At 70.6% G+C, this 16,759-nt stretch carries 15 protein-coding genes; 8 read left to right on the top strand and 7 right to left on the bottom strand.

What is annotated here, in order from left to right:
* The first annotated feature begins 19 nt into the window (after positions 1–19).
* The 3 genes from ACQPY4_RS34630 (at position 20) to ACQPY4_RS34620 (ending at position 3,755) form a co-directional block, all read left to right on the top strand.
* Entirely contained in the window at positions 20–1,639 is a 1,620-nt protein-coding gene (locus ACQPY4_RS34630) for a helix-turn-helix domain-containing protein (protein ID WP_433328279.1), read from the top strand.
* Between the two features lie 438 nt (positions 1,640–2,077).
* On the top strand, positions 2,078–3,283 hold the full coding sequence (locus tag ACQPY4_RS34625; protein ID WP_433328277.1) for an MFS transporter: 1,206 nt from the start codon (positions 2,078–2,080) through the stop codon (positions 3,281–3,283).
* Positions 3,284–3,341: 58 nt separating this feature from the next.
* A complete protein-coding gene (locus ACQPY4_RS34620; RefSeq protein ID WP_433328275.1) occupies positions 3,342–3,755 on the top strand; it encodes a Dabb family protein in 414 nt (137 codons plus the stop codon).
* Between the two features lie 319 nt (positions 3,756–4,074).
* Here ACQPY4_RS34620 and ACQPY4_RS34615 read toward each other — a convergent pair whose 3' ends face one another.
* On the bottom strand, positions 4,075–4,692 hold the full coding sequence (locus tag ACQPY4_RS34615; protein WP_433328273.1) for a TetR/AcrR family transcriptional regulator: 618 nt from the start codon (positions 4,690–4,692) through the stop codon (positions 4,075–4,077).
* Between the two features lie 88 nt (positions 4,693–4,780).
* Here ACQPY4_RS34615 and ACQPY4_RS34610 point away from each other — a divergent pair, with 88 nt between their 5' ends.
* A complete protein-coding gene (locus ACQPY4_RS34610) occupies positions 4,781–5,329 on the top strand; it encodes a DUF1772 domain-containing protein (protein ID WP_433328271.1) in 549 nt (182 codons plus the stop codon).
* On the opposite strand, the gene ACQPY4_RS34605 is transcribed toward ACQPY4_RS34610, so the two are convergent.
* The gene (locus ACQPY4_RS34605; RefSeq protein ID WP_433328269.1) at positions 5,298–6,158 is read right to left on the bottom strand and encodes a LysR family transcriptional regulator; all 861 of its coding nucleotides are present in this window, start codon (positions 6,156–6,158) and stop codon (positions 5,298–5,300) included. The two genes, ACQPY4_RS34610 and ACQPY4_RS34605, sit on opposite strands and share 32 nt — an antisense overlap.
* 82 nt (positions 6,159–6,240) lie before the next feature.
* On the opposite strand from ACQPY4_RS34605, the gene ACQPY4_RS34600 reads away from it, so the two are divergent.
* Both ACQPY4_RS34600 and ACQPY4_RS34595 read left to right on the top strand, forming a co-directional pair.
* Complete coding sequence (locus ACQPY4_RS34600) at positions 6,241–7,134, top strand: MBL fold metallo-hydrolase (protein WP_433328267.1); 894 nt, start codon at positions 6,241–6,243, stop codon at positions 7,132–7,134.
* An 82-nt stretch (positions 7,135–7,216) separates the two neighbouring features.
* Positions 7,217–8,698, top strand: coding sequence for an alpha/beta fold hydrolase (locus ACQPY4_RS34595; RefSeq protein ID WP_433328265.1), 1,482 nt, complete (start codon positions 7,217–7,219; stop codon positions 8,696–8,698).
* On the opposite strand, the gene ACQPY4_RS34590 is transcribed toward ACQPY4_RS34595, so the two are convergent.
* A complete protein-coding gene (locus ACQPY4_RS34590) occupies positions 8,657–9,157 on the bottom strand; it encodes a MarR family winged helix-turn-helix transcriptional regulator (protein WP_433328263.1) in 501 nt (166 codons plus the stop codon). The genes ACQPY4_RS34595 and ACQPY4_RS34590 overlap by 42 nt on opposite strands.
* 51 nt (positions 9,158–9,208) lie before the next feature.
* On the opposite strand from ACQPY4_RS34590, the gene ACQPY4_RS34585 reads away from it, so the two are divergent.
* Complete coding sequence (locus ACQPY4_RS34585) at positions 9,209–9,601, top strand: tautomerase family protein (RefSeq protein WP_433328261.1); 393 nt, start codon at positions 9,209–9,211, stop codon at positions 9,599–9,601.
* A gap of 9 nt (positions 9,602–9,610) precedes the next feature.
* On the opposite strand, the gene ACQPY4_RS34580 is transcribed toward ACQPY4_RS34585, so the two are convergent.
* From ACQPY4_RS34580 to ACQPY4_RS34565, 4 genes are all read right to left on the bottom strand, one after another.
* Entirely contained in the window at positions 9,611–9,976 is a 366-nt protein-coding gene (locus tag ACQPY4_RS34580) for a hypothetical protein (protein ID WP_433328259.1), read from the bottom strand.
* 74 nt (positions 9,977–10,050) lie between these two features.
* The gene (locus ACQPY4_RS34575) at positions 10,051–10,254 is read right to left on the bottom strand and encodes a hypothetical protein (RefSeq protein WP_433328257.1); all 204 of its coding nucleotides are present in this window, start codon (positions 10,252–10,254) and stop codon (positions 10,051–10,053) included.
* Positions 10,255–10,662: 408 nt separating this feature from the next.
* Entirely contained in the window at positions 10,663–12,129 is a 1,467-nt protein-coding gene (locus tag ACQPY4_RS34570) for a trypsin-like serine protease (RefSeq protein WP_433328255.1), read from the bottom strand.
* A gap of 47 nt (positions 12,130–12,176) precedes the next feature.
* Positions 12,177–13,730, bottom strand: coding sequence for a S8 family serine peptidase (locus ACQPY4_RS34565; RefSeq protein WP_433328253.1), 1,554 nt, complete (start codon positions 13,728–13,730; stop codon positions 12,177–12,179).
* Between the two features lie 219 nt (positions 13,731–13,949).
* Here ACQPY4_RS34565 and ACQPY4_RS34560 point away from each other — a divergent pair, with 219 nt between their 5' ends.
* Positions 13,950–16,754 (top strand): ATP-binding protein, encoded by a 2,805-nt coding sequence (locus tag ACQPY4_RS34560; protein WP_433328251.1) that lies wholly within the window; start codon positions 13,950–13,952, stop codon positions 16,752–16,754.
* The last annotated feature ends 5 nt before the right edge of the window (positions 16,755–16,759 follow it).

Raw genomic sequence — 16,759 nt, 5'->3', positions numbered from 1 at the left:
TGGGGGCGGAGCGATACTTGTGACTTCCGGAGAGGCGAACACCGCGTTCGCGAGCGCACTTCGCGAACTCAAGGAACGCAGCGGCCGCAGCTATGCGGAACTCGGCAAACGGGCGCTCACCAGCCGGTCGACGCTCCATCGTTACTGCAAGGGCCACGGCCTGCCGCCCGACCCCGAGACGGTCATCCGCATCGGCAAGGCGTGCGACGCGACCGCGGCGGAGATTCGCGAACTGCTCGAAGCCTGGGTCCAGCCGTCCGAGCCCGTCCCAACCGAGGCGCCCGAGTCAAGCCGGACCGCCGCCCCCGCGCTTCCAGCCCGCCCGCCCCGCCCGCTGCGCTCGCCCCGCCCGCTGCGCTCGCCGCGCCGCAGGGCCGCCGCGGCGGCCCTGGGAATCGCCACCGCGTTCATCCTGCTCTCGGCCGGGACGATCGGCCCCAAGAACGTGCTGGGGGCGCCCGCCTCCGCCCCGCGGATCACCGTGCCCGGCTGGGCGGCCCACCCCAAACCGGTCGAGCGGCACTGGTTCGGGGCGACGATCAACTCCGACACCGGCCAGATGCCGTCCTTCACGATGGGGGCGGCCCGATTCTGGAACAGCCGCACCCGGTGGTCCAACCTCGAACCCGAGCGCGACCGGTTCGAATGGGCGACCCTCGACCGCCTCGTCGAGGGCGCCGAGCGCGCCGGGCTCGAGGCGTCCTACGTCATCGGCGGAACGCCCGCGTGGGCCGCGCCGAATTCACCGTCCATGCCCTTCCTGGAGAGACCGCGCACCACCGGCCCCGACGACCTGAAGTATTGGGACAGGTTCATCCGGAAACTGGCGGCCCGCTACGGAAAGCGCATCCGGGCGTACGAACTCTGGGATCTCGCCAACGAGACGGCGTTCTACACCGGAACACCCGAACGCCTGGTCGAAATGACCCGCAGAGCCAGCCGCATCATCAAGAGCGCCAATCCCGACGCGTTCATCGTCTGCCCGGGAATGGCGATCCACCCCGAACGGATGCGGATGATGCGCCGTTTCGCCGAACTGCGCGGATACAGCCATTGCGACGCGGCGAGCCTCAAGCTCGCGCAGGGCACGGGCCCTCCGGAGGTCATGCTCAAGCCTCTGCTGACCGCCGGCGAGGTTCTCCGCGAATCCGGGACCGGCCTGTCCCTCTGGTACACCGGCCCCACCTACGCCGACTCCTACAGCCACAAGTTCGACGAGGAGAAGGCCGCCAACCACGCCGCCCGCTTCTACCTCACCGGCCTGTTCGGACGAGGCTTCGACATGCGGCGCATGTACTTCTACAACTGGGGGAGCGCCAAGGTCCCCATCGTCCTGCAGAAAGTGGGCGGCCGCCCGACCCGCGCCGCCCGCTACGTCGAACGCCTCCAGCACTGGCTCCGCGACGCGCGGATCCACGCCTGCGACCAGGGCGCCGAGTCCGGCCTCCCCGCCACCGCCTGGCGCTGCGAGTTCATCATCGCGGGCCGTCCCGCCCAGATCGCCTGGACCACCGCCGGCGCCACCCGAATCCCCACCCCACCCAACGCCAAGACCCAACACCATCTCGACGGCCGAAGAACCCCCCTCCACCCAGGCAAAACCACCATCACCGAACACCCCACCCTGCTCACCCCCTAACTCACCACCACACGATCAAGCCCGCACGCGGCCGCGCTACAAGCGAGATGAGACCTCTCGTTCTCATTGCGGCGGACCGGAGCTCCGAGCCTGAGCCTTGACAAGCAAATGTGTGAGTGGTTTATTACTCACACAACCTTGGAGGCTGCGACCCGGGAGGTGATGCGCGTCGGCTGCGCCCGCCTGGTCGAGTACGTGCGCGGCGTGCGGTCAAGCTCGATATCCAGCAGTTTTTCGCCCCGGGCATGCTGTGTCACATCCCCCGGTGGCCATTTTTTGGAGGCAAAGAGTGAGTGATCGACCACACATATTCGGAGATTGAGAAGACCGCCATGACCACCCCAACGGTCCTGACCCTCGCGCTGGCCTTTATGGCGCGCTCTGGAACTGACCCCCCGGCCGGGCGCTCTCGGCCGATCCCCGCGAGAGGAGCCCCCCATGGCATCCGTTTCGACTCAGCTGGCCCCGTCACAGCGGGCGCCCTCACTCCCGGCGCGCGGCGCGATCCTGGCGGCGGCGATGCTGACGATCATGGCGCCGGCGATCATCTCGCCCAGTCTGCCCGCGATGCGGGAGGTCTTCGCCGACACCTCTGGCGCGGACCTCCTCGTCCGCTTCGCGCTGACCGTCACCTCGCTGGCGATCGCCGTCAGCGCCCCCGTCGCCGGGCTGGTCGCCGACCGCCTGGGACGCCGCCCGCTGCTGGTCTCCAGCCTGGTTCTGTACGCCATCAGCGGCACCGCCGGATTCTTCGTCACCGACCTGTACCTGCTGCTGGTCACCAGGGCGCTGCTCGGCATCGCGGTGGGCGCGATCATGACGGCGGTCAGCGCCACGATCACCGACTGGTTCGACGGGCCGCGGCGTGCGTCCTTCCTCGGGCTGCAGCAGGCCTTCGCAAGCCTGGGCGGTGTCGTCTTCCTGCCGCTGGCCGGACTGCTGGCCTCGGTCAGCTGGCGGGCACCGTTTTGGATCTACCTCGCCTCGGCCGGCGTCGCCGCGCTGGCCATCCGCGCCCTGCGCCAGGAACCACCGGTCAAGCGCACCCCGGCGTCCGGCCCCTCACGTCCTCGGCGGTCCGGGACGACCGGCGGCATCCTCGGCATGTACGCGTTGGCACTGGTCGCGACGCTGGCGTTCTACATGGCACCCACCCAACTGCCGTTCCTGCTCAGCAGTCACGGCGGCGGACCCATCCTCACCGGCGCGGTGATCGCCGGGAGCACCCTGTCCAGCGCGATCGGCGCTCTGGCCTTCCCGGCACTGCGCCGGCGCCTGCGGCCCGCCACGATCACCACGGTCAGCATCGCCCTGCTCGGCGCGGGCTGGCTGCTGGTCGGCACGGCCGACGCCGTCGCCCAGATCGCCGCCGGGCTGCTCGTCGGCGGCGTCGGCGTCGGATTCGTCGTCCCCAACCTCAACCTGCGGCTCAGCGAACTCGCCCACCCCCACCAGCGCGGCCGGGTCCTCAGCGGCCTGGTCACGGGCATCTTCCTCGGACAGTTCCTGTCCCCACTGGTCGTCCAACCCCTCGTCCAGAGCACCGGCATCGCCGCCGCCTTCACCTGGACCGGGATCGCGATGGCAGCAGCCGCCGCCCTCGCACCGTGGGTGATCCGCAGGACCCGCGCCGCCGTCGGCTGACCAACCCACGCCCACCCGACCACGACAACCCAGCACAACCACTCGGAAGGAAAGACCGATGATCCTCCACGGCATCCGCTTCACCCTCAAGCCCGAAGTCACACCGCACCAGCTCGAGGAGGCCCTCCAGAGCCTGCGCGACCACGGCCAGATCCCGCCCGTGACGTCCTTCGTCGTCGGCCGCGACTACGGCGGTGAGTACGAGTGGGGAGCCACCTGGGCGATCGAGGACCTCGACCGCTACTGGGAGTACCTCATCCACCCCGCACACCTGCACACCGACCGCATCGGACTACCGCTGATCGACAAGATGACCTCATTCGACATCACCGACGACCCCGACCCGGACATCGGCGCAAAGATCGCCGCCCTGCACCAGCGCCGCTACGACACCATTCCCGACATCGCCGAACTGGTCTCCGACCTGGGAGAATACAAAGGCAGCGCCGCACCGGGCCCGCACGGCAACTGACCACCAGGCCACACCCTGAACAGAAGGGCGCCCGTCCCGGCCGGGACGGGCGCCCTCCAGCAGCCCGCACAGCGTGACCCTCATCTACAACCGGCGAAGTCAGCGCGGCCCGAGGGGCGCTCATGCCGCCGTTAGCGCCGCCAGGGCACGGTCCATCGCGGCGTTGGACTCTTCCGGCTTCAACGGCAGCCGGGACTTGACGTCCCGGTTTTCAAAGCCCCGTTCTTAGCGGTGGTACAGCTCGCCCTTGCGGCCGTGGTCGATCGTCCGGGCTAGGGGGGCGTGGCGATCGGCTGTCGCTGGTCGAATCGCCGGGCGGTCATCTCGTAAGGGTGAGAAAGCGTTCGACGGCCGTCTCGGCGTCGTCCCGGATCTGGGCCTCCCCGGGGGCGGGTTCGCCGAGCAGTACGCGGATCTGGAGGTCGCGCACGATCAGGCCGTAGAGCAGCTGGAACGCCTCCTCCGCCGGGCCGATCGACAGCAGGCCCTCGTCGGCGAGGCGTTCCAGAAACGCGGCGACCATGGGGCCGGTGGTGTGGCGTCCGTGTCGCAGCACTGACTCGGCCAATTCGGGGGACGTCATCGCCGCCCGGTTGAGCACCACGGAGACATCGCCGACCAGGAGTGTCAGGAGGTTCCGGGCGATGGCGGTGAGCGTCACGCGCGGATCCGCCGGACGTTCGATCGCCGTCGCCACCGCGGCGTTCACCTGCTCGGCCTGCCGCTCGATCAGCGCCGCGAGGAGCCCCTGGCGGTTGCCGAACCACGCGTAGAGGCTTTCTTTGGACGAGCCCGCTCGGGTGGCCACCCCCTGCATCGTCAGTCCCGCGACGCCGCGCTCAAGGAGTTCGCCCAGTGCGGCGTCCAGTGCCGCCTCGCGCCGGGCGGCCTGTTCGCCGACCCGGGGACGGCCCCGCCCGTGTCCTCTTGCAGCCATGCGTGCCTCCGGCCGTTCCGCTTAACCGAACCTGCGGGTACGATTAAGAATCGAACCCGATAGTTCGATTCTATCCCGGAGGTTCCCCATGCTCTCCTCCCCGCCCATCGCGGCCGCCCGGGGCTGGACGCTGGCGTCCGCGACCTTGGCGATGGGCCTCATCGCGGGCTTCTTCTACGCCTACGCCTGCTCGGTCATGATCGGTCTGGCCCGGGTGGACGACCGCACGTTCATCAGCACCATGCAGTGGATCAACGCCACCGTGCGCAACCAGTGGTTCGCGCCCAGCTTCTTCGGAGCCCTCGCGCTGACGGCCCTGGCCGTCCTCCTGCACGTCTCGCGGGACGGACGTCCGGTGCTGCGGTGGAGCGCCGCCGCGTTCGTCCTGTACGCCGTGGCCTTCGGCATCACCATGGCCGTCAACGTGCCGCTCAACGACGACCTGGCCGCCGCCGGCGACCCCGCGGCGATCAGCGATCCCGCCGCCGTCCGGGCCGCCTTCGAGGAGCGCTGGGTGGCCTGGAACACCGCCCGGACGGTCGCCTCGACCGCCGCGCTCGCCTGCCTCCTGCGAGCGCTGGTCGTGCACGGCCGGGAGACCCCGGTCAGCCGAACGTTTCGACGGCGATCCGGATGAAGGACCGGACCAGAGGGCTCTCCCGGCCGCTCATCCACGCCACGACCAGCGGGCTCGGGGGCATGTCGACCAGCGGCACCGTGGTGAGCCCCTCGGGCAGGAAATGGCCCAGCGGTGCGATGCCGACATGGCCGTTCCACAGCACGGCCTGCATGCACTCGTTGACGGTCCGCACCACCGGACCCGCCGGACGGTCCCCGACCGGCGCCGCCCCGTTCCAGTAGGCACGCCAGATCGGGTCCGTCCCCTCCGGAAGCTGGAACCAGGCACGATCGTCAAGGTCGCCCAGGCGAAGCGAAGCGCGCTCCGCCAGAGGGTCGTCCGAACGCAGCACCACCCCGACCGGCTCGGACCGCAGGACGCACACGCTGATGCCGGTGTCGTCGAAAGGAGAACGGGTGAGCGCGACGTCGACCACCCCGTTGCGAAGCCCGGTGGTGGGATCGGTGAAATCCGCCTCCCGGAACCGGATCGCGACATCGGGGTGCCGGCGACGGAACGTCGCGGCCAGTCGGGTGCCGACGTCCCCGGCGCTGTCACCCAGCGTCCCGACGGTGAGCGTCACCTCACCGGCCGCCGCCGCCACCCGAATGCGCGCCTGCTCGGCCTGTTCCAGCAGGGTGCGGGCCTCCGTGTAAAGGATCTTTCCGGCGGACGTGAGCGCGACGCCGCCGGCCGAACGACGCAGCAGCACCACGCCCAGCTCGTTCTCCAGTTGCTTGATCGCGCGGCTCAGCGGCGGTTGCGTCATATGCAGGCGCGCCGCGGCCCGTCCGAAGTGCAGTTCCTCGGCGACGGCGACGAAGTACCGCAGCAGCCGCAACTCCATGAGCAGCCATGATACCGATCCGGCATCGGCCGTGCGAAGCCGGTGTTGGACGCGGTGCCGACCCGGACAGCACAGTCGGGCCATGGACACCGAACCCCTCAACCACGACCCCCTCGTCGAGGTCGGCCAGGCCAATGATCTCGCCCGAGACCTCCTGGTGATTCCCAACCTCGGGGTCGAACTCGTCCCCAACATCGGTGTCATCGGCGGCGACCATTCCGTCCTGGTCGTCGAGACCGGCCTGGGACCGCGCAACGCCGAACAGGTCCTCGCCTTCGCCTCCGCTTACGCCAAAGGCCGCAAGCTGTATCTCACCACGACCCACTTCCACCCCGAGCACGCCTTCGGTGCCCAGGCTTTCGCCGGTAAGGCCACCTACCTCATCAACAGAACCCAGGCCGCCGACCTGGAGGCCAAAGGTCCGGCCTATCTGGAAATGTTCCGCACGCTCGGCCCGCACATCGCCCGCCACCTGGAAGACGTCCACCTGGGAACACCGGACACGATCTACAACGACACCCACGAACTCGACCTGGGCGGCCGGACCGTCCAGCTGCGCGCCACGGGGCGAGCCCACAGCAAGGGCGACCAGGTCGTGACCGTTCCCGATGCGGGCGTCCTGTTCACGGGCGACCTGGTCGAGGCCGGCCAGTTCGCGATCTTCCCCTGGTTCCCCCCGTATGACGTCGATGTCTCAGGACTCGACTGGCTCGAAGTCATGCACCGCCTCATCGCCACGGCCCCCCAAACGGTGGTCCCCGGCCACGGCGACATATCCGGCCCGCAATTGCTGGCCGACGTCCGCGACTACCTGGAGTCGCTCCGCGACGAAACCTGGAAACGCCGAGACTCCGCGATGCCCCTCGAAACCATGACGGCCGAAATCAAATCCCTGATGATCGAGCGGCACCCGCAATGGACAGGCCAATCTTGGATCGAAAAGGGCGTCGCCTGCCTCTGCACAGAACACCCGTAAACCGAATCGCTCTTTGGGGTGAGCCGGGGGTTCCCTATCGGTGGTGATGTCCGGTCGGTGGGGCGGCTGATTACGTTCTGGCATGAAGAGGATCTTGAGTGTGGTGGCCGCGGCGTGTGCGGTCGTGGCGGTGGGACCGCTGGTTGGGGCGCAGGCGCGCAGTGCGCCGGTCGTCCCGGGGGCGGCTGACGGGTGCCTGCCGGTGGCCGGGGCGGTGTGCGGGACGTTGCGGGTGCCGTTGGTGCGGGCGCGTCCGGAGCTGGGCGGCACGACGGTCGGCTATGTGGTCATCCGGCATCGGGACGCCTCTCGTCCCGCCAAGGGGATGATCGCCGCCAACCCCGGTGGGCCGGGGGATTCCGCGATCGCGTCCGCCGAGCGGTACGTCCGGGACCTCGGCGGGCTGCTGGACGACCATGACCTGCTGCTGGTCGATCCGCGCGGGGTCAACCGCTCCGACCCCGTCGACTGCGGGCTCACCGGGCTTCCGCCGACGCGTGACGGATTCGTCCGGGCGGTGGAGGCGTGCGGACGCGAACTGGGCCCCCGGGCACGCGGCTACACCTCGGCGGAGGTGGCCGACGACATCGACGCCGTCCGGGCCGGGCTCGGTGTCGCGCGGCTCGACCTGCTGGGGGAGTCCTATGGCAGCTACCTGATGGCGGTATACGCCAAGCGCCACCCGGCGCGGGTCCGGTCGATGGTGCTCTCCAGCGCGTTCCCGCTCGACTTTGACATGTGGGGCCGTCCCGGCGCGCGCGCGATGCGCCGCGCGATCCGGCTGCTGTGCGACAACAGCGGGGACCGTTGCGACGGCCAACGGGTGCTGCGCGACAGCGAGACCCTGGCCGGACGGCTGGCCCGGCGCCCCGTCACCTACACCACGGACGACGGGCAGCGGCGGCTGCTGGACGACACGTCGCTGGCGGTGATCGTCTTCGGCGCCGCCGGCGCGTCCGCGGGCTTCGGGGACGTCCCGGCGATGGTCCGCGCCGCGCTGCGCGGCGACCACGCGCCGCTCGTCGCGGCGGCCCGGCGGGTCGGCCCGCTGAGCGGATCATCGGCCACCCGTCAGGAAGAGCAGCCGTTCAACCCGATGCACAGCATGGCGCTGATGTGCAACGACTACCCGACGCTGTGGAACCGCCAAGCTCCGGTAGCGGCCCGGCTGCGGCAGTATGCGGCGCGGCGCCGGGCGCTGCCCGTCCAGGATTTCCGGCCGTTCGGCAAGCGCGCTTGGACGAGCGCGGCGTATGACCGGGGGAACACGTGCGTCCGCTGGCCGGACGACGGCCCCGCGCAGGCGACCGGCGGCCCGTTCCCGGACGTCCCGGTCCTGGTCCTGTCCGGTGCCCTCGACCCCAACACCCCCACCGAGGAGGGACGGCAGGCCGCTCGCCAGTTCCGGCACGCCGCCGTCGTGGAGGTCCCCCACACCGGCCACGTGCCCACCGGGGAGCCGACCCGATGCGCGGCGGGCATCCAGCGCGCCTTCATCCGCGACCTGCGCGTCGGTGACACCTCATGCCTGACGAGGATCCCGCCCGTCGTCGTCCGGCCCTAGCCGCGTCGCCTCCAGGGCGGTCTCGTAGGCGCGCAGGGCGGTGATGACCGTCGCGCGTTCGGCGGGGCTGAGATCGCGCATGACGGTTTCCCAGGCGGTGACGCTGCCGGAAAGCCATTCGGCGATCGGCGTGGCGAAGGCGGGGGCGATGGCGACGATGCGGCGGCGGCGGTCGGCGGGATCGGCGGTGCGTTCCAGGACGCCCGGCCGCGACAGTTCGCTGACCATGAGGCTGACGGTGGTCGGGGCCACTTCGAGCCGGGCCGCCAGTTCGTTGACGCTGGCCGGACCGTCGTACTCCAGATGCGCCAGCAGCGACAGATGGCGCGGCGCGAGATCCAGACCCTGGAGCGCGGGAGGGATGGGCAGGCGCTTGGTGCGCCCGACGAGCCGCGGCATGAGCAGCAGCAGGGTGCGGACGGCCTCGTCGACGGCCGGACCGTCCGGTTCGGTGGACAACGGCACCCCTCCTAAGTACCTTTGAATCTAAAGTCTTTAGAGTTAAAGGAAATGAGGTCCGCCATGCCGCATCTGACCGCGCACCTTCCAGAGAACAGGCTGGACGGCAACGAGCCCGAGCTCATCGCCGCCATGACCGAGGCTATCGTCGAGGTCTACGGCGAATGGGCGCGCGACCTGGTGGGCATCCGCCTGGCCGGAGTCCCCGGCGGCCGCTTCGCCCAGGGCGGCAAGGCCGCGGACACGAACGTCTCGGTGACCCTGGGCGTGCGCGCCGGGCTCTTCGACCGTCCCGACGCCGCCGAGATCTCCGCGCGCCTGGGCGCCGCCCTCACCGACGCGATCACCCGAGTCGCCGGCGAGGACCTCCGTGCCGGAACCACGGTCGAACTCGTGGCGTCCCCGCCGGAACGAACCTTCGTCGCCGGAGCCCCCGTAGAGTGACGCACCGGATCAGGCGGGTTCGGGGACGTCCCCGACGGCGAAGTACACGTCCTTGCCCTGGGCCCTGGCCTGCTCGATCATCATGTCGGCCCCCGCGGAGGCGCCCCCGATGCGGAGAACGGCGTCACAGCGCTCCAGCAGGCGCTCGGCGACGGGATGGAAGATCTCGGTGAACACCGCGTCGCCGATCCGGGCCGATCCGCCGGTCTCGATGAGGGGCAGCGCGAGAGCCTCGCCCGTAACGGGAAGGTGACCCGCACGAAAGAGGGCCAGCGCGGCCTCGTTCATCGCCGCGACATTGGCGGCGAGCTTGGCCGGATCGTCACCGGTACCCGACCGATAGGGCCCGGCCACAAGAATCATCAAGGACGTCATCGCTCAGCCATCTCCTCGACCATCGGGTTCCATGGATCAAGCCCCTCAAAAGCACGCCCCAACCGCAGCATTGGTCAGCTGTAGAAATGCCGACCGTACTCCTCGAGGCTCACGGTGAAGTCATCCGGACGGGTCTCCCGGAGAAATCTGTATCGGGCGTCGAACGCGCCGATCGCCTCGGGGATGCCGAAACCGAACTCCTGCCGCAGGATCATCATGGCCGGAAGGATGCGGTGGGCCACGATGTGCTCGTCGATCTCGGGCCACCGGTCGGTCATGCGGCGGATTCTGCCACGCGTTTCCGCGGCCTTGGCAGGCGCCGCTGAGGCGGCGGCGCGCCGGCCCCGGCCGCCTCAAGGTTCGGTCAGCGGCCAGCCGACCCTCGTTCGGCTCTGGGGCGTCGGCGCGCATCGCTCGAAGCTGATCGAGGTCATTCATGGCTGAGCTCCTCCAGGCCGAGGGCACCGGGGATGCTCTTCCTGGCGTGATGCAGCCGCGACCGTACGGTGCCCACGGAGATCCGCCCTCCGGTTCCCGGGGTGCGCCCAACGCGCACCACCTTCACCGGCTATCACCCGACCCCACGCCTAGGGTTCCATCTGATCCGCGCCAGCCTGTAGCCGTTGCGGCGTGGCGGAGCCCGCAACCGGGACGATTGCGGGCTCCACGCGGGGGAGTGCTGCGGACTACCGGACGGTGAGGGTGTACTCCGTGGTTCCGGTCTTGCCGGCGCTGTCGGTCGCGGTGATGGTCACCTTGTAGGTGCCGCGCTGGTACGGACCCATGACCGTCATCCGCGAAGTGCCGCCGGGCTTGATGGTCTGGGGCGTGAACATCGGTGCCCCGGGCAGACCGGTGCCGCTGAGCCGGATGGGGCCCGTGCCGCCGTTCACGGTGATCGTCGCGTTGGCGTAGCCGCCGGGCGGGACGGTCCCAGAGTTCGGCGAGATGGACAGCTGAGGACCGTTGGCCGGGCCGCCGTCACCGATCGTCAGCGTGTACTCCGCGCTTCTGGTCCCCGAAGAACCCTTGGCCGTGATGTTGACCTTGTAGGTACCCGGCTTGGTGCTCGCGGCGGTCTCCAGGGTCAGCTTGGCCACCTCGCCGGACGTGATGGCCGACGAGGGCTGGAAGGTGGCCGTCGTCCCGGCGGGCAGGGCGGAGGCGCTGAGTTCCAACTTCTCCGGACCCTGGTCGCCCGCCGTCGTGGTGACGCTGGTGGAGACGTGCTTGCCGGGCTCGGCCTTGCCGGAGGACGGCGCCAGCGCCACCCCGAACTTTCCGTCGCCGGGCTGGGTTCCGCCGATCTCGGCGCGGGCCCAGTCGCCCATCGCGTTGGTCAGCCGCGCCATGATGCTGTAGCGGTCGCAGGCGCTGGAGCCCCACGACGAGACGCCGACGATCACGCCGTCCACGATGAACGGGCCACCGCTGTCACCCGAGCAGTTGGCGGTGCGTCCGTCGTTGTAGCCCGCGCACACCATCAGGTCGCCGTTGACCTTGATGTCGAACACCTGGCAGTTCTTCGGGTCGTTGACCGGCAGGGTGGTCTTGCGGAGTTCGCCGGAGCCGCCGCCCGACGAGGTCCTGCCGTAGCCGAGGGACGTGCCGGACTTGCCCGGCTGGGTGAGCGCGGCGTCCCCCGAGCCGGCCACCTTGGCCCACTGGCTCTCCGGCACCGGGAGGTCGTCGACGGTGGTGACCACCGCGACGTCGTACCCGGTCCGCCAGCCGCCGGAGCCGGTGTACCCCGGGTGGGCCTTGAACGAGGCGACGGCCGTGCGGAACGTCTCGTCGCCAGGGGTGTTCAGGTCGTCGTCGCCGTAGATGTAGCTCTTGTCACCGGTGGCGTCGATCATGCAGTGCGCCGCGGTGAGGATCTTGCGCTTGCCGACCACGGACGCGGTGCAGGACTGCCCCTGCGGGCCGCCGCCCCCGACGCGCATCCCCGCGATGACGGACGGGTGCTCCTTGACGGTGGTGCGCTCCCCGTTGACGATCCTGGTTCCCACGCCGGACGGGCGAAGCTGGTCGGTCGGGGTCGCCGCGATGCTGATCTTGCCGGACGGTGCGGCGTCGGCGGCGGCCATGACTGGCAGGGCCGTCACGGCCAGTGCCACGGTGAACACCGCGGCGAGGCGTGCTGTTCTCATCGTTCTCCTCGGATGGTGGGGGGTGAGTGAGAGGACGGCGCCGTCGGTCAGAGGGTGATCGACCAGCCCGTGAGCGTGCCCGCGTCGAACCGGTAGACGTCGCGCACCGAGAGCTGCCAGGTGCCGTTCGCGTCCTCGCGCGAGGCGTCCACCGTGAAGGTCTGGTGCACACCGCCGGAGTCACCGGCGTCGCCCGCGCGCTTGAGCGGATAGGACGCGCCGCTCGGCCCCACCAGGTCGATGGCGAGGTCGCCGGTGTAGCCGTGGTCGATGTCGACACGCACTCGCGACGTGGCCGAAGCCTTGCCCTGGCAGGAATCCTGGCTCACGGACGTGCTCACCGCCGAGCCCGCGTCGGGGATGGCCACGTCCTGGTCGTTGCCCTTGACCCCGCACTCGCCCGGGGTGCCGCCGCCGATGTCCCCGACGTAGAGCAGCTTGTTCGGAGAGTCCGTCCCGGGGTTGGTGACGAGGTCCGGGGTGGCGCTCCGGACCAGCGCGTCGCCGACCTGCCGCGGGGTCGCGCCGGGGTTGGCCGACAGGTACAGCGCGGCCGCGCCCGCGACGTGCGGGGAGGCCATGGACGTCCCGCTGCCGGTGCGGAACGCTCCAGCGTGGTCGCTGGAGTAGATGTTGCCGCCCGGTGCGAAGAGGTCGACGCAGCGGCCGTGGTTTCCGCCACGGGTGCGGTCCTTGTTGAACCAGCCGACGGTGAGCGCCTCGGGAACGCGGGCCGGGCTGACGCCGCAGGCGTCCTTGCCCTCGTTGCCGGCGGAGACCGCCACGACGATCCCCTTGGCCGCCATGGCCTTGATCTGCTCGTCACCGACGCCGAGGGTGTCCATGCCCAGGCTCAGGTTCACCACCGCGGGCGTCGTGGCGTTCTTGGCCACCCACTCCATCGCGCTGACCGTGGCCGAGTCCGGGCCCGAGCCGTTGCAGTTCAGCGAGCGCACGGCCACGACCTTGGCCTTCTTCGCCACGCCGACGGTCTTGCCCGCGATCGTCCCCGCCACGTGCGAGCCGTGCCAGAAGCAGTCGCTCGCGTCGCCGTCGTTGTCGAGGAAGTCGTACCCGTGACTCGCCCTGCCCTCGAACTCGGGGTGCTGGGCGTTGATCCCGGAATCGATGACGTAGGCGGTCACACCCTCGCCCGTGTTCGGGAAGGTGTACTTCTTGTCCAGGGTGGCGGTTCGCTGGTCGATCTGGTCCAGCCCCCACGACGGCGGGTTCGGCTGCTCTCCCGTCGCCCTGGTCGTGCCGTCCTGGTGCACCGACCTGACCGACGGGTCGGCCGCCAGGCGCCGTGCCCGCCGCTCGGACAGGCCCCGGACCGCGAAGCCCTTCAGCGTGACCGAGTACGTGTCGGTCACCTCGCCGCCGTAGCGCCGGGTGAGGGTCGCGGCGCGGGCCTCGGACGCGGCGCGGGCGCCGTTCTCCAGCACCACGATGTACCGTCCGGGATACGGCTGGTCAGCCTGGACGACGGCCGATTCCGGCTGCTGCGCCGCGGCTTCGCCCGCCGCCGTCGCGACCGTGACGGCGGCCGCGACCGCGACCGCGAACAGGCTCGATCTCCATCGATTCCTGCGCTCCTGCATCGATTCCTCCAACGTGCGTCCGAGCGGCCGTTGACAGGGGTGGGGCACATCGGGCCGCTCGGGCCTCACCCTTCGGTCTGGGGAAAGAGCGAACAAGTGTGGTCAAGACCCGTATTCGCACGAATCGCGCGCGCTCGTGGCCAGGGGTTACGCCACCCGGCCCGGCCGACTTACCCTGTCGGGCATTCCTCTGCGGGTGGATCACCGACGGGAGCGACCATGGGCCGTGATCACGCGAATCCCCACCCCGTCCGATTCGGCCCGGTGCCGATGATCGGCCGGGACGCGGAACTGGCCGCCATGCTCGAGGGGGTGCGGGGCGCACCGTCGGTCGTCCTCGTGGAAGGCCAGGCCGGGTCGGGCAAGACCAGATTGGTCGCCGAGTTCACCGCCGCCCTCGACGGGGCCGCGCGTGTGGTCGTGGGCATGTGCCAGCCGCTGTCCGAGCCGTTCCCGTACGGGGTGCTCCTCGACTGCCTCAGCCAGTGCGGTGACCGGCTGGTCGATCCCGGCCCGGTGACCGGCGCGCTACGGGACCACCTGCCCGAACTCGCGGACCGCCTGCCGCCCGCGCCGCGTCCCCTCGGCGATCCCGGCGCCGAGCGGCACCGGGTCTTCCGCGCCGTGCGCGACCTGCTCGGCTCCCTGGGGCCCACCGTGCTCGTGCTGGAGGACCTGCACTGGGCGGACGAAGAGACCCGCGCAGTGCTGCGGTTCGTGATGGGGAACCCGCCGCCGGGCCTGTCGATCGTGGCGACCTACCGCCGCGAGCACCTGCCCGCCGGAGGCCCGCTCGGCCACGCCTTCCACGTCCCGCACGTGGTCAGCCTGGTCCTGCGCCCCTTCGGCCTGGTGGAGGTGCGTACCATGATCGACGCGCTGGTGGGGGCCGCGGTGACCTCGGAGGGATTCGCCGAGGCCGTCCTGCGCGAGACGTCCGGCGTCCCGTTCGTGGTCGAGGAAACGGTGCGCGCCCTGCGCGACCCGGCCCGCGACGTGCGTGCCGACGGCGACCTCGCACAGCGGATCCTGGACGGGATCGACGTCCCGGTCCGGGTGGCGGAGGCGATCGGGGAGCGGCTCGAAGCCCTGCCCGACGCCGCCCGCTCCCTCGCCGAGGCGGCCGCCGTGCTGGACGTGCCGGAGACGGCCGACGTCCTGACCGCCGTAGCGGGCACAACAGACGCCCACCACCTGATCGCCCTCGTGGAGTCCGGAGTTCTCGCGGAGAAGACAGCGAACAGGTTCGCTTTCCCGCACAGAATCGCCGGCCGAGCCGCATGCGCTTCGCTCCCCAGTTCACGACGACGGCAACTGCACACACGCGCCCTGACCGTGCTGTCCGCCCTCGACCCCCCACCCGTCGCCCGCCTCCCCGCCCACGCCAAAGCGGCGGGCCTGAAAGCCGAATGGCTGCGGTACAGCGAGCTCGCCGCCGAGGCGGCGGAGGAGGCCAAGGACGTCCCCAGCGCGGTCGACTTCCTGTCCGAGGTGCTCGCCGACCCCGAGATCAGCATCGCGGACACGAACCGGCTGGCCACCAAGCTGTGCGGCTACGCCCTGACCGGACTGCCCGGCGGAGCGCTGACCGCGAGGGTCGAGGGCCTGCTGTCGGATCCACGGCTGGCCCCGGACGTCCGCGGCGAGGTGCACCTGTGGTTCGGCCTGTTGCTCCAGCGCGAGACCGGGGAGCTGGACCGCGGCGCCGACGAGATCACCCAGGCCATCGACCTGCTCGGTGACCAGCCCGAACGCATCGTGCGCGGCCTGGCGGCCATCGCCGGGCCCTACCTGGGGACCGCGTCCATCCCCGAGCACCGGGTCTCGCTCGGCCAGGTCGAGGAGATCATCGACCGGCTGCCCACCCGGGCCCCGCGCACCGCCCTGCTGGCCACCACGCTCGGCGGACGGCTCATCATCGGCGACCCGAGCACGTGGGAGCGCATCGCCCAACTGCCGTCCCCTTCGGAGGTGGACGACCCCGACGAGCTCCACCACCTGGCTCGGGCGTTCTGCAACCTGGCGGACGCGTGCTCATGGATCGGTCACTACTCCCAAGCGCGCGAGTTCCTGCGCAACGGGATCGCCCTGGCCGAGCGCGTCGCCGCCTTCTACGTCGTGGGCACCGCCGAGGCCACGGCCGTCCGGCTCGACTGGCTCAGCGGCCGGTGGTCCGGCCTGGAACAGCGCATCGACCGCCTGGTCGAAACCTACGCCGACCTCCTGCTGACCACCGACCTGAACCTGACCCGCGGCTGGCTGGCGACGGCACGCGGCGAGTGGGGCCGGGCCGAGAAGGCCTTCCGGGCAGCGAGCCGCCAGCACGTCTTCCCGGTGGGCATATCCGCCGCCGGCGGAATGGCCGGCATGCTGCTCAGCCGTGGCGAGGCCGCCGCGGCCGAGGAACACGTGGAGCGCGCCGTGACGACGTTGCGGAACAAGGGCGCATGGGCATGGTCGGGCGACGTCCTGCCCCAGGCAGTCGACTGCTACCTGGCGACAGGCCGCGCCGACGCCGCCCACCAGCTCGTCACGGAAACAACCGCCGGCCTGAAGGGCATCGACGCCCCCCTGGCCCACGCCGCCCTGACCAGCTGCCGCGCAAGGCTGGCCGCGACTACCGACGAAGCCCACCAGCTCTACCGCGAGGCAATCGCCCTGCACCAGAGCCTCGGCCTCCCGTACCGCACCACCCAACTCACCGAACAAGCCGGGGGCACCGACACCGCGACACTCGACGCACTGGCGCAGTCCTACACGTCCCTGGGCGCGACCGTCGACGCCGCCCGCTGCCGTCACCGCATCCGCAGCACCGGCGCGGCCACCCCCTCCCCTCGCGGCAGGCGCGGCTACGGCACCGAACTCTCCCCACGTGAACAGGACGTCGCCCGCCTCCTGGCAGGCGGCCACACCAACCGCGAAATCGCCCAGGCCCTCTTCCTCTCCCGCCGCACGGTCGAGGAATACGTCGCCAAAGTCCGCCGCAAACTCAACGCCCCGTCCCGCCACGACGTCCGCCCCTGACACAC

Source organism: Spirillospora sp. CA-294931 (genome assembly GCF_050946795.1).
GTDB lineage: Bacteria > Actinomycetota > Actinomycetes > Streptosporangiales > Streptosporangiaceae > Spirillospora.
Note: the sequence above shows the minus strand (reverse complement) of the source record. Positions and strands in the feature narration are given on the sequence as shown.